Below are 22,538 nucleotides of genomic sequence, written 5' to 3' on the forward strand. Positions count from 1 at the left end.
GGTGCATGGTATCAGACGAAGAATTGCTCCTATCGTTCAAGCGCGGGGACAAAGCTGCCTTTGAAGCGTTTGTTTACCGCTATCACGCCCCCCTGTTCGGTTTTCTGCAGCGCATGCTGCTTGATGCAGAGCTGGCGGAAGACCTGGTGCAGGAGACGTTCATACGGATCATCCGCCATGTACAAAAGGGACAGCTGCCCGTCAGGGTCAGGCCCTGGATATACCGGGTGGCACTCAACTTGTGCCGCGATTATTGGCGCAGCGCGGGTTATCGATTGGAAAGCATGGGTCTGGAGCAGATTCCCGAACAAAAAGACACCAACGCTTCCGTCATCGAACTCTGTGAACGTCAGGAAGAACGGCAGGCAATCATTCGGGCGCTGGATCAATTGCCTGACATTCAAAAGCAGATTGTCATCCTGAGGTTTTATCAGGATCTGAAGCTGCAAGAGATTAGCGAGACGCTCGACATTCCCCTTGGCACCGTGAAAACCTATCTCTATCGGGCCTTAAAAGCATTGAAATTCAGATTGGAAGAGGGAAAGGAGGGGGCACGGCGTGAAGAGAGAACCTCTTGACCTGGAGCTGGAGCAGCTGGAAAAGGAGCTGGCGGAAACCTTGTCAAGGTATCAGGTGAAACCGGTCTCAGCGGGAGATACCCAACGACTGTTGGCCGAACTGGAAGGAGAGCTGGACAGGTATCCATCTCCCCTTCTTCCGCGGCCGTCCCTTTGGCGCTTGTGCCGCAGCCAGCTGCACATTTATAAATGGCCCCTGTGGATGATCAGTATTGCTGTGTTCGCCATGCTGACGTTCATGTCCGATCCGTCCCGCTCCTCCATAAAGTATGCGAACCAGCCTTTTGTCCTGTTTGTCCCGCTGTTTATCCTGGTCGGTGCGCTGTTTCATTTTCAGGCGTGGAACAGGGAAATGCGCCTGGTGGAAATGATCACCCCCTATCCACCGGCACTGTTGATCTACAGCCGTTTGTTGATCGTATTGGGCAACAATTTGTGTTTGGGATTGATCAGTTCGCTCTACTGGACGTTGCGGGCTGAAGGAATTCCACTATCTGCCTTTTTATTGAGTTGGATAGCCCCGGCCTTTTTCTTGCTGGGGGTTTTGGCTTATGTGATGTTTTGGAAAGGGATAAAAACCGGATTTGTGATTGCATTTATGTTGTGGGCGGCATGGGCAGCGCACCCCGCCCTGATTGGGGACCTTGCGTTGCGGGAAACTCTTTTGTTAGCCGAACATTTCTTCTTGTTGATGGGCGGCATCGGGTTCATGTGGCTGTCTTACAAGAAGGGGCTGACCCTGTACAGACTTGACCATTTGTTGCTGAAATGAAACAAATCTGAGGAGCACCAGGCTATGATTGAAATACATGGTTTAAGCAAAAGACTGAACCATTTTCAGCTTCGTGTGGATCATCTCACCCTCGCCCCGGGAACCACTCTCGTCGTCGGCCAAAACGGCGCAGGAAAATCGACCTTTCTCCATATCCTGGCGACTGTTTTGGAACCGGATCGGGGGCGCATCATCTATGCCCATGACCCCGATTGCCCCTTGCCGCTGATCCGTTCCAAGATTGGATTTCTGCCGGCGGGGATTGAACTGTACCAGGAGATGACGGTGAACCAATTACTAACCTATCTGGCCGAGTTAAAAGGTCTGGATAAAGCCGGACGGCAAAATGAAATGGAAAAGCTGTTGCAGTTATTTGATTTGGAACCTCTTCAAAATAACAAGCTAAAGCACTTATCTCAGGGCTCTCAACAGCGGGTGGCCATTGCCCAATCCTTGTTGGGCCGGCCTCATTTTCTGTTCCTGGACGAACCGTTCACGTCTCTGGACAGTATGGAGAAAAGGCGCGTGATCTCAATCTTGAGACGGCATTACAGCCGGAACAGGGTAGTGGTAGTGGTCACCCATGACCTTCAAGAATGGGAAGGCTGCTGCGATCATGTGCTGTGGATGGATGAGGGACGCGTGCGTTTTTATGGTTCGCCTGAACAGTGGAAGCACGCGGACGTGTTGCATGTTTGGGAGGGTAAGATCAAAGCGGAGGAGCTGAAGCTGTTCCCCCCGGCACGCATCATACGCTCCACACCCTCACCAGACCGGATATTGATCAGGGTGATTGCGCCACAGCCTCCCTCTCCCTCCTTTCAACCAGTTGAACCAACCTTGGAAGATGCCTATTTTATCCGTAAGATGGGCCTGTAACGGATGGACAATGGACGTATTTTTTCATGATACAGAAACTGTATTTGCGCAAATCAAGAAATTGTAGTAGATTTTCAGTGGTCACAACTTCTATTCAGCCCAATCCGTCCAGCAGCGTGCATGAAAGATTTGGGAGAGGGGTGATAGAAGTGGAACGTGTCAGCAATGTGGACTTTATTCACAGGCTGTTCGAAACGGGTTTATTGCAGGAAAAAGAACGTTGGATTTGCGAGATGGTTCAACCTGAGCGATTGATGCGGTTTTACCAGGTGTTAAATCAACGGACGCGATATCTCTCGGTTTTGCTGGAAGCGGTTGACGACGGGCACAACCAGGCGGCGGTGCTGCGGACGGCGGATGCCTTCGGCATCCAGGATGTTTACGTCGTCGCCGGGAACAAACCGTTTGAACCGAACAAGAAGGTGACCCAAGGCGCCGACAAATGGCTGACGATCAAGGAGCGGCCGGGTCTGCAATCGGCGATCACAGATCTGAAATCAAAGGGTTATCAGATATACGCCACTTATCTCGGCGAGGGAGCGGTCCCGGTCCAGGAGATCGACCTTTCCAAGCCCACCGTGCTCATTTTCGGCAACGAGCACAAGGGAATCTCGGAGGAAGCGGCCGGCCTGGCGGATGGGAAATTCTACATTCCCATGTATGGATTTGTGCAAAGCTTCAATATTTCCGTGGCAGCGGCCCTGGTCCTGCAAGAAGTGACGAAACGGGCTCGTGAAACCGCCAAAGATCGCTATTATTTGAGTGACCAGGAAAAGAGGGAGTTGCTCCTGCAATGGATCATGAAAACCCTGCGGTCGCGAATCCGGATCCAGGTGCAAAAAAAATTGGACATGCCTGGCCATATTCTCTCCGGCAATGATTTGAAACCGGCTTGAACCAGGTGCCGACATGTAATAATATACATGATAGGGTATAGTTTCACGCGAATGGAGGGGGACGGGGAGATGGCGCTGTTTGATTTTCGTTGTCTGAAGTGTGGCACCGAGTATCAGGAGATGGTCGCTTTTGACAAACGGGACGAAGTGTCTTGTCCTTCCTGCGGCAGCAAGGAGAAGGAGCAAGTGTTCAAAGCCAACGTCAAAGGGCCTGTCTGTTGCGGTGCCGCTTCCGGCTTTTCATGAATGGGCTGATCGAAGCCCACGGGTTCCGTGGCCTGTTTGCTGAACCACAGAACTGCCCGGCAAAGGGCGGTTCTTTTTTTGTGCAACAATCATGTCACGCTCTTTTTAATATTTCTCCAACATTTCCCCCGTCAGGCGCCTTTGACGGCGTTAAAATGGATCAAAAAAGATGCTGCCGGTTGAGGGCAGCCCAATGATTGCGCCACGTTTTTGGGTGAAACGGGTCGATTTCCGCAAAATCTGGTTCTGTTTACTTGGTGAGGCGCCGGATGACATCCATCAATTCGGAGATGGCCTGTTCTTGTTGGTTGTTTTGGATGGCCTGGCTCACGCAATGACGGGTGTGATCCTCGATTAACACCAGCGCCACCTGTTCAATGGCCGACTTGATGGCGGCGATTTGCACCAGAATGTCTACACAATACCGGTCTTCCTGGATCATCCGCTGAATGCCCCGCACTTGACCCTCGATGCGCTTGAGGCGGTTGATCAGCTGGGTTTTGCGCGGTTGGACGACTTGTTTTCCGGTCGACTGGGCCGCGTGTTTTTCGCGTTGCATGACCCGTCACACCCCTTTATGGACGGCTTGAGTTTTCCAGACCCGTTGATCATCGTCATTGTAACAGCCGGAATAGGGAGAATCAACTTTAGAAGCATGTGACGTCAAAAAGGCGGCAGGAGCATGCCGTGAATGTTCGAAAATTAAGTGGATAAAAATGCCACAACGGGTGTTCGTCATGCTATGATTATACGAGAAAGCGCCATGATTGATTCGGATAGCTATGCTGTTGGATGGGAATGGGGTTGGGAAAAGGGACGGCAGGTTCAAATGAACATGTAATGAACATGTATGGATAAAGGGCGTGCTGCGGCGATGAAATGGAAAGAGGGGGTGCTGTTATGGTATTGAAAGTCAGGGCAAAAACGGTGGAGGAAGCGGTGCAACAGGGGCTTGCCCAGACGGGATGGAAGCAAGAGGATGTGGAAGTGAGGGTGATCAAAGAGAAGAAAAGCCTCTTTGGTCCCAGGTGGGTGGAGGTGGAATTGCACCTGCGTCAAGCTCCTTCAGCTGCGGCATCGGAAGCGGTTTCGGGTGAAGCGGAGGCGCGTCAGCCGGAGGAGGGGAATCCCCAGCCATTGGCTGGGGAACCCGCGTTGGAAATGGACAGGGATGGCACGTTGAGTTTTGTCGATGGACAGTTGCGCTTTGTGGCGCCGGTGGGCAAGGGGCGTTTTCCGTCCATTCGCGTCGCAAAAGGGGTGCAGCTGATTGCGGATGGCCAGGTTGTTGAGGATTTTCCGTTTATATACGATGGCCAGCGGCAGGTCATCGTCCAGGCAGTGGAAGAAGCACCGGAGCGCCGGGTTGACGTGGAACTTTCCAAGGATGAGTTACAGGCGCTGATGCGCGTGGAGTATATCAAAGGGTATACGGCCGCTTTGCTGGAACAGCCTGAACCACGGGCAGTTCTGACCTTGCGGGCAGAGATTCAGGAAGTGGAACCGGAACGCTTTCGTGTGGAGGAACTTCGAGCGGCGCTCATGGCAAAAGGTGTTACGGTGGGGATTCTGGAGGAAAGGCTGGAACGTTTGGCACAGGAAGGTTCTCTGGAATGGGTGGTGGTCGCGGAAGGGGTGCCGCCGATGCATGGCGTGGACGGACGGATTGAATTGATCTACCATCGGGCGCCACGCCGGATGCTGAACAGCCCGGATTCTCCATTTCGGCAACAAATGGTGCGGGAAATTGAATCAGCGGAACAGGGGCAGGTAGTGGCACGTTTGCACCCCCCGCAGCCGGGCCGGGACGGTCAGACGGTTACCGGGAAAGTGATTCCGCACACGCCAGGGAAAGAAATCCAGATGAAAGCCGGAAAAGGGGTGCGGCTCAACGAGGAGGGGACGGAAGCGATTGCGGAAATGTCTGGCCGGCCTATACTTAACCGGACGACCGTGAGTATCCTGCCGGTTCATACGGTAAACGGGGATTTGACCTTTAAAGAGGGAGGCATTCGCTTTCAAGGAGACGTGGTGGTTCAGGGGGATGTCCTGGACGGCGTGGAATTGGAGGCGGTGGGAAACGTATACCTTTATGGAAACGTCAGCCACGCCAGGATTGCGGCGCAGGGCGACATCCATGCGGAGAAGGTAGTGTTCGGCGGCAGACTGAACGCCGGGGTGGCTGCCGAGGCGCTCTTGCAGGCGGAACAGCTGCTGAAGCAGATCCACCAGCAGATCTTGCAGTTGCGCCAGAGCATTCAGCACTTGCGCATGCATCGTCCTGAGGTGGTTCGGGAAGGTGACGGCAGATTGGCTTTCCTGTTGATCGAAAATAAGTTTCGGCAATTGCCAAAGCTTGTGGACCAATTCTGCCAAATGGTCAGGAACAATGCCCTGTTGCAGGAGTGGAGCGCCGGGCTGGAGGATCAATTGCAAGGATTCGCCAAACCTGCCGCCCTATCCATGCTGGATCGCCTGAATCTGGACCAACTTGCGGATGAGATGAGTGAGCGCCTGCAAGCCGTGTCGGATGAAATCAGGCGGAAGGGGTCGGTGTTCGTCCGGAGTCTCAACAACACCACCGTCGAGGCCAGCGGGGATGTCCAGGTGAAGGAGTCGGTCTATTACAGCCGGATTTATGCCCGAGGCTCCGTTCACTGTCAGGGTACCATCAGGGCTTCCGAGATTTACGCGGAAGGGGATGTGTACAGTTCGGAAGTGGGTACCCGTTCCGGCACGAAGGCAACCGTTTCGCTGAAAGGAACTTTCCGGGCCAAGAAGGTGTATCCCAATGTTGAAGTGATCTTTCCCGGCGACAAGGAGACTTTTGACCGGGAGATGATGGATGTGGTATTGCCGCGATCTGCCCAGCAAGAAAGCAGTTGACAGAATTTTTCTTTCCCTATAACATAAAACCAGATTAATGTTTTGCCGCATTAAAGAAATGCAACGATGAAGACAGAGGAGGAACAGGATGAAGAAAAATCGATGGGGGGTTTGGCTGATTCTCGGCCTCAGCCTTGCGCTGCTTCTCGCCGGTTGTGGCGCCGGGCAGCCAGACGGAAATCAATCGCAGGAACAGGAGAAGGAGAATGCGTCCGGGGACAACAAAACGTCATTTAAAGTAGGGATTGCGCAATTGGTGGAGCATCCTTCCCTCGATGCCGCACGGGAAGGATTTATTCAGGCCCTGTTGGACAACGGATTTCGTAAAGAAGATATCGAGGTAAAGCTGGCGCAGGGCGAACCGACCAACAATACCACCATCGCACAGAAATTTGTCGCCGACAAAAAAGATCTGATTCTCGCCATCGCCACCTCAACCGCTCAAGCGGTGGTGAAGGAAGCGGAACCTGCAGGCATCCCGGTTCTCTTTACGGCCATTACCGATCCCTTGGGCGCCAAACTGGTGGACAACATGGAGAAGCCCGGCAAAAATGTCACCGGGACCTCCGATACGCACCCGGATGCCATTCCTCTCCTGATGAAGTTCATCAAGGAAGAGTTTCCTGACATCAAAACAGTGGGAATGATCTACAATGCCGGGGAACAGAACGCGGTTGTCAACGTGACGCGCGCCAAGGAAGAGCTGCAAAAGCTTGGCCTGAAGTCTGAAGAGGTGACCGTGGCCTCCAGCGCGGAAGTGAAACAGGCGGCTGAATCCCTGGTGGGACGCGTTGATGCCATCTACATTCCCAAAGATAACACCGTCGTGCAAGCGCTCGAATCAGTCCTTCAGGTCGGCGAGGAGAAAAAGGTGCCAATTTTTGCCGGCGAGACGGACTCCGTGAAGAGAGGGGCACTGGCCTCCTATGGTCTGGATTATGTAAAACTGGGTTACAAAACCGGGAAGATGGCTGTCGACATTCTGAAAAACGGGAAGAAACCCGGAGACATTCCGGTCGGATACCCGGATGAGTTGGGACTGGTGATCAATGCCGAGGCTGCGAAAAAGATGGGCGTGACGATCACCGATTCGATGCGGAGCAAGGCAGAAGAAGTGATTAACGAATAACTGAATCGCCTGACGAAGGCCACCTTGACGTTTTTCCGGAGGCAAGGGAAAATAGAGTCAAGGTGGCTTTTTAACGATTTTTTTGAAAGGTGAAAAGATGGAATTGTTCCTCTCTATCCTGTTGTTCTTCATCGTTGGTTCTGTTTGTGTGGTCGTCATATCCAACAATAAAAACCCCGTAGCCACGACCGCCTGGCTGATTGTGATTATTTTTGTTCCGCTTATCGGTTTGATCCTGTATCTCTTGATTGGCAGAAACTACCGCAAAAACCGCCTGTATCAAAAGCTGTTTGACGCCAATATTTTTCCTGACATGAGCAATCCGATGCAGGATGCGAAGAGCTATGATTCCACTCGCAAGTCGGCGGCGTTTGAGCAATTTGTCTACCGCAGTTGCTTTCAGCCGGTGACCTACCAAAACCAGACGGAACTGTATTTTTCGGGTGAACCCTGGCTGAAGCAGATGCTGCGCGATATTCGGCAAGCCAAGCACCACATTCATTTGGAATTTTTTATTTGGAAACCGGATGCGACCGGACTTTTGCTCAGGGATGCGTTATTGGAAAAGGCGCGGGAAGGCGTGCAGATTCGAATCTTGCTGGATCGGCTCGGATGTTGGCGTATTGCCTATCTGGACCGTGGCTTTCTCAAGCCGCTGCTGGTTCATCCCAACGTTTCTTTTTCCTGGTTTTACCCGACGCGGATTCCCTTCATCCAGATCCGAATCAACTACCGGAATCACCGGAAAATCGTTGTCATCGACGGGGAGATCGCCTATACGGGCGGCATGAATATTGGCGATGAATACGTGGCGGGAGGGCGGTTTTCTGCCTGGCGGGATGCGCAGTTGCGGATTCACGGAGGGGCTGCCCATTCGCTGCAGATGGTTTTTTTAATCGATTGGTATACCGCCACAAAGGAGTATTTGTTTGAACCCACCTACTTCCCGCTGCCAGAGGTTCAGGGCAGGCGCGGCGTCCAGATTGTGCCGAGCGGGCCTGACCAGAAATGGGAGAGCATCGCCCAGGCCTATTTTGCCATGATCAATGAGGCACAAGAGGAGCTGCTCATCACCACCCCTTACCTGATCCCCGACGATGCCATCCTGATGGCTCTGAAAACAGCCGCCCTGCGAGGCGTTGAGGTGAAGCTGCTTTTTCCCGCGCGGCCTGACCACCTGTTTGTCTATTGGGCCAGTTCCTCGTATTTTTACGAATTGCTGCAAGCGGGGGTCAAAATCTACTTATACCAGCGGGGATTCCTGCATGCCAAGATCATGGTCTGTGACAACCTGGTGGCCTCGGTGGGTTCCGCCAACCTGGATTTTCGCAGCCTCTATACCAATTTTGAGATCAACGCGCTGCTTTACAGCCCCGAAGACATTCTGGTATTGCGCACCCAGTTTTCCCAGGATTTGCGGCACGCGCGGGAAGTCACGCTGGATGAATTGATCCGGATGCCGTGGTGGGTGCGGTTCCGGAATTCCTTTGCCCGGTTGTTTTCGCCTTTGATTTAGAGTTGCCGTTTTTTTGATTCTGTCGGTTTCAATCTCAGGCACCTTTCATTCCATCGAGTATCCGTCCACCACCAGATCCAGCTTGCCGGTTTCGGGGTGGATGACCAGGCCGTGAACCGGGATATGGGAAGGAAACAGCGGGTGTTGTTTGATCTGTTGGACGCTGTGGGTGACGTTTTCCTCGACACTGGAAAACCCCGTCAGCCACTGTTTGATAGGGATTCCGGCGCGGATCAGGGTTTGGAAGGTCTCTTCCGGGATCCCGCTTTCCCGCGCCTTTTCCACTATGGTGTTTGCTTCCAATCCGATCATCCCACAGTCGTGATGGCCAATCACAGCCACTTCGCGGGCGTTCAATTGATAGACTGCGACAAGGATGCTCCGCATGATGCTGCCAAAAGGATGGGAGACGGTGGCGCCCGCGTTTTTGATCATCTTGACGTCCCCGTTGCGAAGGTTCATCGCCCGCGGCAACAGTTCGATCAGGCGGGTATCCATGCAGGTAAGAATGACCATTTTCTTGTTCGGGAATTTTGTCGTCCGCAGGCCTTCGTACTCCCGATTTTCGACGAAGCTCCGGTTGAATTCCAGAATGTCATGCAGAAGAGACATTTTCACATCACCCTTTCAGGTTGCTTCTTTCAGGTCGGATTCAGAAGTATTCTACCACAGATGATCAATCTTTAAAGTTGGAACAATGCAAAATGTTTTTCCCGAACTCGAGGGGATTGACCTGACCATCTCCCGTGTCTGAAGCCTGTGGGCTTTCATGTCCAGGTTATTGCAAATGTGACACGAAAAGCCAAAATCCTTTTTCATTTCCCGGGAAACGCGCTTCTCGTCGAGGCGGAGCGCGGATTTTTTTCGCTTGAATCAGGTTTCGGCGTGGATCAGTTTTCGGCGGCCCACCCCAATGTACGCTTGACCGCTTTTTGCCATCCGCGGTACAGGGAGGCTCTGGTCGGTTCATCCATTTGGGGCTCGAAAATGATGTCGATTTGATGCCTGTCTGTGATGTCGTCCATCGTCCAGAATCCCGAGGACAGGCCTGCCAGGTAGGCGGCGCCAAGCGCCGTGGTTTCGGTGATCACGGGCCGGAGGACGCGCACGCCAAGCAGATCGGCTTGAAACTGCACCAACAGCTCATTTTTCACCGCGCCTCCGTCAACCCGCAGCGACTGCAGCCTGATCCGCGCGTCCCTTTCCATCGCATCCAGGACATCTTTTGTCTGGTAGGCCAGGGATTCCAGGGTGGCCCGGATGATGTGTTCCCTGGTCGTCCGTCCCGTCAGCCCGAAGATGGCGCCGCGGGCGTACATGTCCCAGTATGGAGCGCCCAGCCCGGAAAAGGCGGGCACCACATAGACGCCGTCGGCATCCGGAACTTTTCTTGCAGCTACTTCCGAGTCAGCCGCCCGGTTGAACAAGCGCAGGCCATCCCGCAACCATTGGATGGCCGCACCGGCGATGAACACGCTGCCTTCCAGGGCATAGGTGGTTTTGCCGCCGATCGTCCAGGCGATGGTGGTCAGGAGCCCCGAATGGGAGGAGACGGCTTTTTCTCCTGTGTTCATCAGCAGAAAGCAACCGGTGCCGTAGGTGTTTTTGGCCATTCCGGGTTCGAAGCAGGTTTGTCCGAAGAGCGCAGCCTGCTGATCCCCTGCCACTCCGGCAATCGGGATGGCCGCGCCTCCGAACAGCTGGACATCGGCCAAGCCGTAGATCTCACTGGACTGCCTGACTTCTGGCAGCATCGACATGGGGATGCCGAAAAGTTGGCAGAGCGTGTCGTCCCATTGCTTTTCGTGAATGTTATAGAGTAGCGTCCGCGAGGCGTTGGAAGGATCGGTGGCATGGATTTGGCCGCGCGTGAGGTTCCAGATCAGCCAGGCATCAACGGTCCCGAAGAGCAGATCGCCGTTTTCGGCTTTCTCCCGAGCCCCTTCCACATGATCCAGGATCCATTTCAGCTTGGTCGCCGAAAAATAGGCGTCCAGAACCAGGCCGGTTCGCTGGCGGATGGCAGGCTCCCATCCCTGTGCTTTGTATGTCTCACAGATTTCGGCTGTTCTGCGATCCTGCCAGACGATGGCCGGGCAGATCGGCTTGCCGGTGTGTCGGTTCCAGACGATGGTGGTCTCGCGTTGATTGGTGATGCCGATGGCGGCCAGCTCTTGCGGGCGAACGCCAGTGGTTTCCAGAACTTCATTGGCGACGCTGATTTGGGTGCCCCAAATTTCCATCGGGTCCTGTTCCACCCAGCCAGGCCGCGGATAGGACAGGCGGATTTCCTTCTGTGCCATGCCGATCATCCGTCCCGACCGGTCAAAGAGAATGGCGCGGGAACTGCTGGTGCCTTGATCGAGGGCGAGGATATGGGATGGCTTCATGATTTCCCCCATTTCTATCATCGTTCTATCCTAATTATTCTAACTTCTAACATGGTAGACCAGTCAGTCTATTCTGTCCATCCGTTTTTGGATCGATTTTGCCGTTTTTGGAAGGTTCCTGGAGCGGGTGGGCATCTCCGGACTGATGTGCCTTATGTTAAAATGGGCGTGGAAACGGAGGGCACACCGATGGCTGCACCAGATTTTGCTTTCCAGATAGCCGAAGAACTGGGGTTGCGCAAAACCCAGGTAGAGAAAACCATACAACTGCTGGACAGTGGGAATACAATTCCCTTTATCGCCCGGTATCGAAAGGAAATGACGGGTGAGTTGGATGAACAGCAGATCAGGATGATCCAGGAACGGTACCAAGGTTTGCGGAATCTGCATGCACGCCGGGAAGAGATTTTCCGGCTGATTGATGAACAGGGAAAGATGACGCCGGAGCTGGCCGCGGCGATTCAACGGGCCGCAAGCGTGACGGAACTGGAAGATTTGTACCGGCCGTACCGTCCGAAGCGGAAGACGCGAGCCGCTGCAGCTCGGGAGAAGGGGCTCGCTCCTTTGGCGGAATGGCTGATCAAGGATGGTACGGGAGATCTTCTGGCTGTGGCTGCCCAGTACCTCTCTGTGGAAAAAGCGGTGCATACGCCGGATGAAGCCCTGAAGGGAGCGCTGGATATCATCGCCGAGATGGTATCTGACGACGCGGAAAACCGGAAGTGGGTACGGGAGTGGACGTGGAAACGGGGCGTTTTGGTCTGCCGCGCGGCAGAACCGGACAGAGAGTCGGTTTATGAGGACTACTATGATTATCAGGAGGCCGTGCAGAAAATCCCCCCTCACCGGATTCTGGCCATCAACCGGGGAGAGCGGGAAGGGATGTTAAAGGTATCGATTGAAGTTCCCGGCGAAGAGGTGCTGCAGTCTCTGGAAAAGCGGAATCTGGCGAAGATGGCTGCTGCAGGCGCATCATCCGAGGCCCGCTCCTTACTCGCCGCCGCCATTCATGACGCCTATAAGCGCTTGATTGCGCCCGCCGTGGAACGGGAAATTCGCGCCATGCTCACCGAAAAGGCGGAAGAACAGGCGATTCGGATTTTTGGCGAAAATCTCCGTCATCTCCTGCTCCAGCCGCCTGTGCGGGGAAAGGTTGTGCTTGGCGTGGATCCCGCCTATCGAACCGGCTGCAAGCTGGCCGTCGTCGATGAGACAGGCAAAGTGCTGGATATCGCGGTGGCCTATCCGAACCCGCCCCATCGCCGGCTGGAAGAGGCAAAGGAGGTTTTTTTGACATTGATCCGCCGTCACGCGGTGGATGTGATTGCCATCGGCAACGGGACCGCTTCAAGGGAGACGGAATGGTTTGTGGCTTCATTGCTTCCGGAATGTTCGCGCCAGGTCGTGTATACGGTGGTCTCGGAGGCGGGAGCCAGCGTGTATTCCGCCTCTCCTTTGGCGGTTGAGGAGTTCCCCGGCCTGGATGTATCGGAACGCAGCGCCATTTCCATCGCCCGCCGTCTGCAGGATCCGCTGGCAGAACTGGTGAAAATCGATCCGAAATCCATCGGCGTGGGCCAATACCAGCATGATGTGTCGCAAAAGCGCCTGGAGGAGCGGCTGACCTTTGTCGTCGAATCGGCCGTCAATACGGTGGGGGTAGATCTGAACACCGCCTCGGTGTCCCTTTTGTCGTATGTTGCCGGCCTGACAAAGGCTGTCGCCCGGGAAATTGTGGCTTGGCGGGAACGGGAAGGAAAGTTTACCCGCCGCGAGCAACTGCTGCAGGTGCCCCGTCTCGGTCCCAAAACCTTCGAGCAGGCGGCCGGTTTTTTGCGCATTCCGGATGGCGAGATGCCGTTGGACAATACGCCCATTCATCCCGAGTCAACCCAAGTGGCGGTGAAGCTGCTGGAACAGTTAGGCTTCTCCCCGGAGGTGTTGAGAGATAAAGAGGGACGGCGTATGCTCCGGCAAAAGCTGGAGGAAATGGATGTGCCGGCCAAGGCGAAAGAGCTGGGGGTTGGCGTACCCACCTTGCGGGACATTGTGTCTGCGCTCAAACAGCCGGGGCGTGATCCGAGGGAGGAATTGCCGCCGCCTCTGTTTCGCACTGACGTGATGCGCATGGAGGAACTGAAGCCCGGGATGATCTTGCAGGGAACGGTGCGAAACGTGGTGGACTTCGGGGCCTTTGTCGACATTGGCCTGGAGCAGGATGGCCTGATCCATATCTCGGAATTGGCCGATCATTATGTCCGTCATCCGCTGGATGTGGTGGTGATTGGCGATATTGTCCGGGTGCGCGTCATTCAAGTGGATCTGAAAAGGGGACGGGTATCCCTTTCGATGAAGGGGATCCATTGAACGGCGAACGGCATGGGATGGCATGTTGGATGGATACGCGGAATGAAACATTCAAGAAGTGATGTTCGTCTGGATGATATGGACAGGACGGATTGGCCGGGCGACATCATGATGGCTTGGCTGCCGGACGGATGGGTAGTGGGGACGGATGATGAAAGGTGGTTTCCTATGTACACCATTCTGATTGTGGAGGACGATGTATCCATTGCCACGATTCTGCAGGAACACCTTCAGCGTTACGGGTACCGGGCCTTGTGCGCCCGGGATTTCCAAGATCTCCGGCGGGAGTTTCTCGATGTCAAGCCCGATCTGGTGCTCCTGGATATCAATCTTCCGTATTATGACGGGTTTTACTGGTGCCGTCAGATCCGCGCGGTCTCCCACGTTCCGATTATCTACCTCTCGGCCCGGTCGGATGAGATGAACCAGGTATTGGCGATTGAATGCGGCGGGGATGATTACATCACCAAACCCTTTCATTTGGAAGTGCTCCTTGCCAAGGTCAAGGGGGTGCTGCGGAGAGCTTACGGGGAATATGCGGGCTCACGCCCGTTGTCAGATGTCCAGGAACTGGCGGGATTATACATCCACCGAGACAGACAGGAGATTTCCTGGAAGGACCGAAAAGTTCCCCTCACACCGAAAGAGTGCCGTTTGCTGGACTGCCTGATCAGGCAGGCGGAAAGCGTGGTGACGCGAGAGGAGCTTTTGGAGGCGCTGTGGGATGAGACGGATTTTGTGGATGATAACACGCTGACGGTGAATGTGACCCGGTTGCGGAAGAAACTGGCGGAACTTGGGATTGCCGATGCCATCGAGACGGTGCGCGGGCAGGGCTACAGACTGCGGGTGACTTGGCAGGGGGAAGCATGATGTTTCGTTCTTACCTTCGGGATCGGCTCGCTTTTGCCGGACTGTATTATTTCCATTTGTTCCTGATCGTGTTGGTTGTGGAACTGGCGATGCGTCAGCAGGACCGTTCGTTGGGCATGGGAAACATCCTCTATCTCTTCCTGCTTTCCACCTTTTTTCTCCTGCTCTTTTGTACGGTCGATTACTTGCGGCAGCGTCCCTTCCGGAAGCGGGTGGAAGAGGCTTTCCAGCAACCTGCTCTTGATCTCGCGGTTCATCTGGGGCGGCCAATCACGCGTGAACAGATCGTCTTTCAAAACCTGCTCGAGCGGCATTATCAGTTGTACAAGGCAGAGCTGTCGCGCCTTCAGGAGCGGCAGCAGCTTCATCTGGATTTGATGAACCAGTGGGCGCATTACATGAAAACGCCGGTTTCTGTCCTTTATCTGCTGGTGCAGCAGGCGCAGCATGCCCATTCGCAGGAGATGTACCGGGAATTGTTTGACAACGTGGAAAAGGAATATGAACGTCTGGCCCGCGGGCTGGAGATGATGCTTCATCTGGCCCGCCTCGAGAAATTTTCCTGGGATTTGCTCCCCCGGCGGGTGGAATTGCTGGGTCTGTTGCGCAGTGTGATCAACGAGGAACGGACGTTGTGGATCCGCCACCGTCTCTATCCCAGGCTGATTGCCGAGCAGGATGAAGTGTTCGTGGAGACGGATCCGAAATGGATCCGCTTTGTCTTTCAGCAGTTGATTCACAATGCCATCAAGTATTCGCGGCTGGCTGTGGAACAGGACGATATGGCTGGCGAGATGGCCCGGAAAACGGTGACGATTGCTGTCCGGCAGATGCCGGACGGGGTGGAAGTGCAGGTGACGGATGAGGGGATCGGAATCCCGGAACAGGACCTTGGACGCATCTTTGAGCCTTTTTTCACCGGAGAAAACGGCCGGCTGACCCGCCAATCCACCGGGATGGGGCTGTACCTGGCCAAACAGGTGTGCCGGCGGCTGGGACATGACATCACTGTGCAGTCAGAAGTCGGGCGGGGAACCACTTTCACGGTGCGCTTTTCATCCACAACCCTGCACCAGGGGGCCCTCAGGTGACAAATTTGTAAGAAGACCCCCTTGATTTGTAAGCCAAATCGATCGCAGCATGCGGCTGATCCCTGTATCATCATGTGCAGGAACAGATGATGGCGCAGTGGAAAGGATGAGAGGCGTTGAAGGTACTGACGGCCTACAAGCTGACCAAAGTGTACCATGCCGAAAAAGGAAAAGTGTTTCACCGGGCGTTGAACCAGTTTGATCTGGAGGTGGATGCGGGGGAATTTGTCGGCGTGATGGGGCCTTCCGGGAGCGGCAAAACCACGTTGCTGAACCTGTTGGCCACCATCGACTCGCCCACGTCCGGAGAAATCTGGATCGAAGGGGTCAACCCCAAAATGCTGAAGGATCATGAACTGGCCTTGTTCCGGCGACGCCGGTTGGGGTTTGTGTTCCAGGATTTTCACCTGCTGGACACGTTGACGATCCGCGAAAACATCCTCCTGCCGCTGGTGCTGGAGAGAAAAAGTTTTCGCGAGATGGAGGAACGGGTAAACGAGATAGCCGAATTGCTGGGCATCACCGATATCCTTGACAAGCGGACCTACGAAGTGTCGGGTGGCCAGCAGCAGCGGGCCGCCTGCGCCCGTGCCGTTATCCACAAGCCGGCCATCATCCTGGCCGATGAGCCGACGGGAAACCTGGATTCCAAGTCGGCCCGGGCAGTCATGACGTCACTGCAACAGCTTAACGAGGAACAGGGGGCCACCATCCTGCTGGTGACGCACGATCCTTTTGCGGCCAGCTATTGCCAGCGGATTGTATTCATCAAGGATGGGCAGTTTTTTTCGGAAATCCGCCGGGGAACCAACCGCCAGGCTTTTTTCCAGCAGATTCTGGATGTCCTGAGCCTGCTAGGGGGGAACTTCGATGACCTTTCGCCGGTTCGCCCTTAAAAACGTCCAGGGACATTGGCAACGGTACCTCACCTATTTTCTCAGCAGCGTGTTCGCCGTGACGGTCTTTTACCTGTATGCCTCCTTTATCTTGCATCCGGACGTGATTGCCGGCAAAATCCGCGGCCGAGCTTTGGTGCAGCAGGGGATGGTGGCGGCCGAGGTCGTGATCCTGGTTTTTTCGTTTTTCTTTGTCCTGTATTCCAATGAGGCGTTTATTCGTTCGCGGAAAAAAGAATTCGGCCTCCTGACGCTGTTCGGCATGACCCGCAGGCAGCTGCAGAAACTGATTTATTACGAAAACACGCTGGTTTCGACGGTGGCCATTCTCGCCGGCTTGGCACTGGGAACGCTGTTTTTGAAGTTGTTTTTGATGGGGATGACGGAATTGCTGGATGTGGAAGCCCCGCTGCGCTTTCAGTTGGTGCCAAAGGCGATGATCTTGACAGCGGCAGGGTATTTCATTCTGTACCAGCTGATCACGCTGGTGATGCTGTTTCGCATCCGCCGGCAGGAAGTGGTGGAGCTGCTCAAGGAATCCCGCAAAATGCGCCCGCTGCCTGCTTTTTCCGTCTGGCTCGTGCTGGTGGCGGTGCTCTGCATCGGAGCCGGGTATACGATGGCGTACACGGTGACGCTGATGAGCGCCCTTGTCCTGGTGCTGCCGATTGTCATCTTGACCACGGTGGGCACCTATTTTCTCTACACCCAGGCCAGCGTGGCTTTTTTCCGGTGGCTGCGGAAAAACCGCCATGTTGCGTACCAGGGCCCGCGCCTCGTCACGATCTCCCAGCTGATCTTCAAGTTGCGGGACAACGCGCGTGTCCTGTTTCTGGTGTCGATCATCAACGCGGTGGTTTTGACCGCCACGGGCGCGGTGTACATTACGTATCAGGATATTGAACGGCAGCACCGTGGAATGTATCCTCAAACCTTCAGTTTTGTTGAGAAAGGGGCAGGCAGCCATCAGGTGATTCGCCCCGAGAAGGTGAAAGCCATCCTGCAGGAGGACGGGGCGGAGGTGGCCTACGAGACAAAACAGGTGATCTTTGCCGTTCCGGCGAGGCTCAAGAATACCATGGCGGACAATATGTGGTCCGGCAAATCGGTGGATGTGGAGTTGTCGGTCATGTCCAATTCGGATTACAACCGGCTGGCGGCCAACAGGCCAGAACTTGTCCCATTGGTGCTGAAACCGGGAGAGGCAGGCTATGTGCTGCCCGATTATCTCACGTTCGATCAAGGGGAGAAACAGCTGACCACGCAGATCATGGGCGAGCGCGCCACCTTCCGGCTGGTCCAGCGGATTGGGGTTCCGCTGTTGACCATTCCGGAACTCGGCCGGCGCGGGGCCGGCTTCTTTTTAATCCTCTCCGATGCGGATTACCAGCGCTGGATGCAGGTGATTCCTGAACAGGAGAAATACGCCGTCTATGCCTATGAACTGAAAAATTGGCAAACGGCCCAGCCGACGATCGATAAAATCTTGGCGCAGATTCCGGAAGATAAGCGTGACCATTTCGCATCAGGCGTTCAGTTCTATCTGTCTAGCAAGCAAGCCAACGCCTTGACGCTGTTTATCGGCGCTTTTGTCAGCCTGCTCTTTTTCATCGCCGGAGGCAGCCTGATTTATTTCAAATTGATCACCGAACTGCCGGATGACACCAGCCAGTACCGGATGCTGAACCGGTTGGGCATGACAGGCAAAGAATTGAAGCGGGTGGTCACGTCTCAAGTGGCGCTCCTGTTCTTCATCCCCTTTTTTGTTGGCGTGGTCCATGCCGTGTTTGCCTATAAGGCCATAGGGAACCTCTTGATGATCCTGGGTGGATCGATGGACGGCTGGGGAACGCTGTGGATGTCAGGGTTGACCATCTTTTCCGTGTTTTTCTTGTTGCAACTGGTGTATTTTCTGCTGACGAGGAATATCTATTTGCGGAGTTTATCGCGTGCTTCTAGGTAAGCGCAAACGGAGGGATACACGTTTGGCGTGTATCCCTCCGTCTTGATCTGAAATAGGGCGGATCTTTCCGAGCGGATATCATGGTGAGGAGGATGGATGCCAAAGCGGATGATTGATGCTAAAATGGATGAGATTGCTAGTCCATATCACGCTGAAAAGGGGGGTCCGAAAGATGAAGCCATTATTGTTCATTGCCAGAAACGCGCCCCAAGATTCATTATTTGAAATTTTAGAAAACAGATATGAGGCGGAGATCATCCGCTTTGACTTGGCGTGGGAATTATTCTTGCGGAAGGCAGGGAGAAATAAGGCGGGGCAATTGGATCTGCCCCCGGGCAATCCGCGTACTCAGTGGTTTTCGCTTCACTTGTGGGTGCGGCAGACGTTGGGCGGGCTGACAGATGCCCTCGTTCAAAAGCAGCGGCCGGTGATCGGCATCATCCGCTCCTGTAGCCCTGCGGCTTTGGAATACGTGATCCGCATGATGTCCATCTATTTTGGAGGAGTGGGAGTGCTGGATGCGGCTGAAAACGCGGAGGATCCGGTTTTGGAGGAGGTGGAACGGTTTTTGCAAGGGGAAACGGTGGATCGCATCCAGGAAAGATGGATCGCCCCCGTTGTCAACGTAACGGATGCCGGCACCCCATTGTTGGAACGCACGAGTAAGACGAAAGGCGGCGGAGCATTTACCTGGCTGACGGGAGTGCTCGGATCGGACCGGCTTTTTTCGCAAGTATACCGTTTGGCTCCCCATGCTTCAGGCAACCGGCTTCATCATCATTCGGATGTCGATGAGATGTACGTGGTTTTGGAGGGAACCGGGATCTTGCGGACCAATCACGGCAACGCGTCCCTGAAACCAGGGGATATCGTTGTGAAACCGGCGGGAAGCGGCTTGGCCACCCAATTTATTGCCGGGGACAACGGGATGACGATCTTGGACATTGAATCTTGGAACGGACCGGATCAGACAGACGTTGTGGGGTATTTGGATCACAGGGAAGTGTTTTTGCGGGGAAGAGGCCTGAATCATGTCGTGCCCTTGGACAGCTGCCTGCCGGGTGATGACATGATGGCCCATTATAACGATGCCTACGTGAGGGAAAAAAGCGGGCAGATGCGGTTCGGAGAGGAGGCTTGAAAAAGTCCGGCCTGTGGGCAGGCAAACGGTTTTATGCAAGCGGTGATATGCAGAGGAGGGTGTGAGCAGGGATAGATGGGACGGATAGGGGGTGCCGTTTTGCGTGATGAAGGCCGCAAAACGCACCCCCGGCAAAATGATTAAATGATTCATTTGAAGATGACCATATGCCGACTAGATGGAAAATCCGCCCAGTTTCGTCTCAAGGTATTCTTCAATTCCCTCTTTGCCGCCTTCCCGGCCCAGGCCGCTTTCTTTCATTCCGCCAAATGGCGCGGCGGCAGCGGTCGGGTTGATGTCATTGATGCCGATGATGCCGAAGTTCAGGCCCTCAAACATCCGCATCGCCCGGCTCAGATCTCGGGTGTAGACATAGGCGGCCAGGCCGTAGTGCGTGTCGTTGGCCATCTGAAGCACTTGCTCTTCATCCTCGAAGACGATGACCGGCGCGATGGGGCCAAACGTCTCTTCCCGGTATATCAGCATCTCTGGCGTCACCCCGGTCAGGACGGTCGGGGCAAAGAAATGGCCGCGCTCCAGTCCGCCTTCCGTCAATCGCTTACCGCCCAATGCCAGATGGGCTCCCTTGCTTACCGCGTCCTCCACCTGACGGGTCATTTTGGCCAGCGCCGCTTCGTCGATCAGGGGGCCGATGCGGGTCTCCTCATCCAGTCCATTGCCCACCTTCATCTTCCGGATGCTGGCGACAAGCGCTTCGGTAAAGGGTTCGACGATGGATTTATGGACAAAGATCCGGTTGGGGCTGATACAGGCTTGACCGGTGTTGAGCATCTTGACCAGCGAAACGCCTTTGGCGGCGTGAACCGGATCGACATCCTCAAAGACGATAAACGGCGCGTGCCCGCCCAACTCCATCGACACCCGCTTCATTTGCCGGGCAGCTTTTTCAGCGAGCATTTTGCCCACTTCGGTCGAGCCGGTAAAGGTCAATTTTTTCACTTTCGGGTTGTTCAGGAATTCCTCGCCGATAGGCACCGGGTTGCTGGTCGGCACGAGGTTGACGACGCCCGCCGGGATGCCTGCTTCTTCGAATACTTTAAAGGTTTCGATGGCGCAAAGCGGCGTTTGTTCGGCCGGTTTCAAAATGAAGGTGCAGCCGGCTGCCAGCGCGGGCGCCACTTTCCGGGTGATCATCGAGATCGGGTAATTCCACGGCGTGATCCCGGCTACGACGCCAACGGGCTGGCGGATCGCCAAAAAGCGCTGATCGGCCCGCGGCGCAGGGATCCATTCGCCATAGACCCGCTTGGCCTCTTCCGCGTACCAGAGCAGGAAATCGGCTGCATATTGCACTTCATTGCGGGCTGCCCGAAGCGGCTTCCCTTGTTCTTCTGTCATGGTGCGGGCCAGATGTTCCTTTTTCTTCATCATGATTTCCCAGGCGCGGTAGAGGTATTGCGAACGCTGGTATGCGGTCAGTTTCGACCAAGAGCGGAAGGCTTCAGACGCGGCATCAATCGCTTTGGCGGCGTCCGCTTGTTGGCCGTCCGCTACTTCGGCGATTGGTTGTCCGGTAGCCGGATTGGTGACCGGATAGGTTTTTGAGGTGCTGATCCACTCTCCATTGATGTACAGCATCAGGTGAACCTCCTGTCATCTGTTTGATCATACCCAATCGAAACGGTATCCGTTTTTCTATTGTACTGCATGAACCATCGTTTGAAAAAGTGAAACCTTCATTCCCGGGAGACAATAATAAAAAGGGCGCCCCACTGGGGGTGGCCCTTTTCATGTTGGCGTCTTTACGTCGATGTTTAAGTTGCGGCCTTCACGCCGTGAACGTATTGCTGTGGACGCCGCCCCGTGCGCGGATGAGCGCCTCGGACTGGCGGCTGTGCCGTTCCGTGCGGAAAAGCAGGAGATACGAGGCGATCAGGAAGATGAGAAGATAGGTGACGGCCATGCCGTTATTGAGCGAGGAGTCCTTCCAGCCTGCGTCGGGATTTTTGACTTGCTTATTGATCTCTTTGACCGCCTGATAACTGTTGGCTTGCGCTTCCGGAATCACTTTGCCGTTGGAAGGATCCACATAGACCAGCTTATGCAGCGTATAGCTGAAATGTTTGATCGAAGCGACGGCATAGGCGATTTCTTTCGGATAGTCCGGTGTTTCCGCCGGCTTGCTCAGTTCGTTTTCCAGGCTTTCAATCTCTTTTTGCAAGGATTCGACAGCCTTTTTGGCTTCATCCAGTTGTTTGGAGTAGGTTTCCGTGAGCAGGGCTTTGCTCTCCTGGCTAAGGGTGGCTTGCTGGATGCTGGTCAACTCGTTTTGCACCGATTGCAGTTTCAGTTCGGCCTCACGCAGTTCTTGCCGCTTGGCCTGAAGATCAGCCTGCTTTTGGGATTGTTTGTCCCGGGCCTCCTGTTCAAGGGCTGTGGTGTCATTGGGCACCACGGTCCATTCGGAGATCTTCACCTGTTCCGGCTCTACCTTATTGGCCTCTGCGAGGGCCTTTTGTGCGGCTTTGGTCCACAATTCATTGGTCTCAGCTTGCGCAGAGGTTGCCGACATCGTCAATGCAAGTGCCCCAGCCATGCACCAAACGGATGCTTTGTACAACCACTTTTGAAGTTTCAAGATGGTGTTCCCCCTTCTGCGTGTGTTCGCTCCAACAATCATCCACCTCATACTATATCATGTCCGGTAAGGGCAATGAAGGCTTGAGAATGAATTTTTTTCGGCAGGTGCGGCACCTTTTTCCTTTTTTTGTTTTATCATAGTCTCTGAGGCTGCTTGACGAGAAACCCTTTTTTAAAGTAATATTTTGGTTCATTGTAAAATCAAATGCAACAAAAGAAATAAACAAAAGCCATGGTAATTCCGTTATGATTAAGTCGACGAAAACCTTCATAACAGGAGGAATTACCGATGGCTCACTCCCATGATAACACAA

General features: G+C 54.5%; 17 protein-coding genes and 1 pseudogene. 13 read left to right on the plus strand and 5 right to left on the minus strand.

From position 1 onward, the window contains the following. Positions 1-5: 5 nt before the first annotated feature. From BAA01_09665 to BAA01_09680, 4 genes are all read left to right on the plus strand, one after another. Positions 6-578, plus strand: a complete 573-nt coding sequence (locus tag BAA01_09665) for an RNA polymerase subunit sigma-24 (GenBank protein ID OUM91151.1) — start codon at positions 6-8, stop codon at positions 576-578. Further along, positions 559-1,350 carry a hypothetical protein gene (locus BAA01_09670; GenBank protein ID OUM91152.1) on the plus strand — a complete coding sequence of 264 codons (792 nt, stop codon included), beginning with the start codon at positions 559-561 and terminating at the stop codon, positions 1,348-1,350. The genes BAA01_09665 and BAA01_09670 overlap by 20 nt, the downstream gene beginning before the upstream one ends. 24 nt (positions 1,351-1,374) lie before the next feature. Beyond that, positions 1,375-2,229: a hypothetical protein gene (locus BAA01_09675; GenBank protein OUM91153.1), complete on the plus strand. Its 855-nt coding sequence runs from the start codon at positions 1,375-1,377 to the stop codon at positions 2,227-2,229. A gap of 149 nt (positions 2,230-2,378) precedes the next feature. Next, positions 2,379-3,125 carry an RNA methyltransferase gene (locus BAA01_09680; protein OUM91154.1) on the plus strand — a complete coding sequence of 249 codons (747 nt, stop codon included), beginning with the start codon at positions 2,379-2,381 and terminating at the stop codon, positions 3,123-3,125. Positions 3,126-3,621: 496 nt separating this feature from the next. Here BAA01_09680 and BAA01_09685 read toward each other — a convergent pair whose 3' ends face one another. Next, positions 3,622-3,930, minus strand: a complete 309-nt coding sequence (locus tag BAA01_09685) for a transcriptional regulator (GenBank protein OUM91155.1) — start codon at positions 3,928-3,930, stop codon at positions 3,622-3,624. Positions 3,931-4,271: 341 nt separating this feature from the next. Between BAA01_09685 and BAA01_09690 the strand changes: the two genes are divergently transcribed. The 3 genes and pseudogenes from BAA01_09690 (at position 4,272) to BAA01_09700 (ending at position 8,902) form a co-directional block, all read left to right on the plus strand. Next, positions 4,272-6,257 (plus strand): hypothetical protein, encoded by a 1,986-nt coding sequence (locus tag BAA01_09690; GenBank protein ID OUM91156.1) that lies wholly within the window; start codon positions 4,272-4,274, stop codon positions 6,255-6,257. Between the two features lie 88 nt (positions 6,258-6,345). Then, entirely contained in the window at positions 6,346-7,386 is a 1,041-nt protein-coding gene (locus BAA01_09695) for a sugar ABC transporter substrate-binding protein (protein OUM91157.1), read from the plus strand. Between the two features lie 9 nt (positions 7,387-7,395). Next, positions 7,396-8,902: pseudogene (locus tag BAA01_09700) on the plus strand (cardiolipin synthase). Positions 8,903-8,947: 45 nt separating this feature from the next. On the opposite strand, the gene BAA01_09705 reads toward BAA01_09700, so the two are convergent. Beyond that, positions 8,948-9,514: a carbonic anhydrase gene (locus BAA01_09705; GenBank protein ID OUM91158.1), complete on the minus strand. Its 567-nt coding sequence runs from the start codon at positions 9,512-9,514 to the stop codon at positions 8,948-8,950. A gap of 278 nt (positions 9,515-9,792) precedes the next feature. Continuing rightward, positions 9,793-11,292, minus strand: a complete 1,500-nt coding sequence (locus BAA01_09710) for a glycerol kinase (GenBank protein OUM91159.1) — start codon at positions 11,290-11,292, stop codon at positions 9,793-9,795. Between the two features lie 162 nt (positions 11,293-11,454). On the opposite strand from BAA01_09710, the gene BAA01_09715 reads away from it, so the two are divergent. The 6 genes from BAA01_09715 (at position 11,455) to BAA01_09740 (ending at position 19,623) form a co-directional block, all read left to right on the plus strand. Beyond that, positions 11,455-13,659: an RNA-binding transcriptional accessory protein gene (locus BAA01_09715; GenBank protein ID OUM91160.1), complete on the plus strand. Its 2,205-nt coding sequence runs from the start codon at positions 11,455-11,457 to the stop codon at positions 13,657-13,659. 168 nt (positions 13,660-13,827) lie between these two features. Next, positions 13,828-14,532: a DNA-binding response regulator gene (locus BAA01_09720; GenBank protein ID OUM91167.1), complete on the plus strand. Its 705-nt coding sequence runs from the start codon at positions 13,828-13,830 to the stop codon at positions 14,530-14,532. Then, a complete protein-coding gene (locus BAA01_09725; protein OUM91161.1) occupies positions 14,529-15,623 on the plus strand; it encodes a hypothetical protein in 1,095 nt (364 codons plus the stop codon). Before BAA01_09720 ends, BAA01_09725 begins: the two co-directional genes overlap by 4 nt. Before the next feature lie 116 nt (positions 15,624-15,739). Next, the gene (locus tag BAA01_09730; protein OUM91162.1) at positions 15,740-16,519 is read left to right on the plus strand and encodes a bacitracin ABC transporter ATP-binding protein; all 780 of its coding nucleotides are present in this window, start codon (positions 15,740-15,742) and stop codon (positions 16,517-16,519) included. Beyond that, positions 16,494-18,482: a hypothetical protein gene (locus BAA01_09735; GenBank protein ID OUM91163.1), complete on the plus strand. Its 1,989-nt coding sequence runs from the start codon at positions 16,494-16,496 to the stop codon at positions 18,480-18,482. The genes BAA01_09730 and BAA01_09735 overlap by 26 nt, the downstream gene beginning before the upstream one ends. 172 nt (positions 18,483-18,654) lie before the next feature. After that, positions 18,655-19,623, plus strand: a complete 969-nt coding sequence (locus tag BAA01_09740) for a hypothetical protein (GenBank protein ID OUM91164.1) — start codon at positions 18,655-18,657, stop codon at positions 19,621-19,623. A gap of 174 nt (positions 19,624-19,797) precedes the next feature. Here the strand turns inward: BAA01_09740 and gabD are convergent, their stop codons facing one another. Together gabD and BAA01_09750 are read right to left on the minus strand one after the other, a co-directional pair. Then, the gene (gabD, locus tag BAA01_09745) at positions 19,798-21,219 is read right to left on the minus strand and encodes a succinate-semialdehyde dehydrogenase (NADP(+)) (GenBank protein OUM91168.1); all 1,422 of its coding nucleotides are present in this window, start codon (positions 21,217-21,219) and stop codon (positions 19,798-19,800) included. A 193-nt stretch (positions 21,220-21,412) separates the two neighbouring features. Then, positions 21,413-22,222, minus strand: a complete 810-nt coding sequence (locus BAA01_09750; GenBank protein ID OUM91165.1) for a hypothetical protein — start codon at positions 22,220-22,222, stop codon at positions 21,413-21,415. Positions 22,223-22,538 lie beyond the last annotated feature (316 nt).

It is taken from the genome of Bacillus thermozeamaize (genome assembly GCA_002159075.1).
In the GTDB taxonomy this organism is placed as follows: domain Bacteria; phylum Bacillota; class Bacilli; order ZCTH02-B2; family ZCTH02-B2; genus Bacillus_BB; species Bacillus_BB thermozeamaize.

What these genes read in the sequence shown, in the direction of transcription:
- BAA01_09675 (OUM91153.1), top strand. Translation starts at nt 1,375, where the DNA reads ATGATTGAAATACATGGTTTAAGCAAAAGACTGAACCATTTTCAGCTT.
- BAA01_09715 (OUM91160.1), top strand. Translation starts at nt 11,455, where the DNA reads ATGGGCGTGGAAACGGAGGGCACACCGATGGCTGCACCAGATTTTGCT.
- BAA01_09720 (OUM91167.1), top strand. Translation starts at nt 13,828, where the DNA reads ATGTACACCATTCTGATTGTGGAGGACGATGTATCCATTGCCACGATT.
- BAA01_09705 (OUM91158.1), bottom strand. Translation starts at nt 9,514, where the DNA reads ATGTCTCTTCTGCATGACATTCTGGAATTCAACCGGAGCTTCGTCGAA.
- BAA01_09710 (OUM91159.1), bottom strand. Translation starts at nt 11,292, where the DNA reads ATGAAGCCATCCCATATCCTCGCCCTCGATCAAGGCACCAGCAGTTCC.
- BAA01_09740 (OUM91164.1), top strand. Translation starts at nt 18,655, where the DNA reads ATGAAGCCATTATTGTTCATTGCCAGAAACGCGCCCCAAGATTCATTA.
- BAA01_09685 (OUM91155.1), bottom strand. Translation starts at nt 3,930, where the DNA reads ATGCAACGCGAAAAACACGCGGCCCAGTCGACCGGAAAACAAGTCGTC.
- BAA01_09695 (OUM91157.1), top strand. Translation starts at nt 6,346, where the DNA reads ATGAAGAAAAATCGATGGGGGGTTTGGCTGATTCTCGGCCTCAGCCTT.
- BAA01_09735 (OUM91163.1), top strand. Translation starts at nt 16,494, where the DNA reads ATGACCTTTCGCCGGTTCGCCCTTAAAAACGTCCAGGGACATTGGCAA.
- BAA01_09725 (OUM91161.1), top strand. Translation starts at nt 14,529, where the DNA reads ATGATGTTTCGTTCTTACCTTCGGGATCGGCTCGCTTTTGCCGGACTG.
- BAA01_09665 (OUM91151.1), top strand. Translation starts at nt 6, where the DNA reads ATGGTATCAGACGAAGAATTGCTCCTATCGTTCAAGCGCGGGGACAAA.
- BAA01_09690 (OUM91156.1), top strand. Translation starts at nt 4,272, where the DNA reads ATGGTATTGAAAGTCAGGGCAAAAACGGTGGAGGAAGCGGTGCAACAG.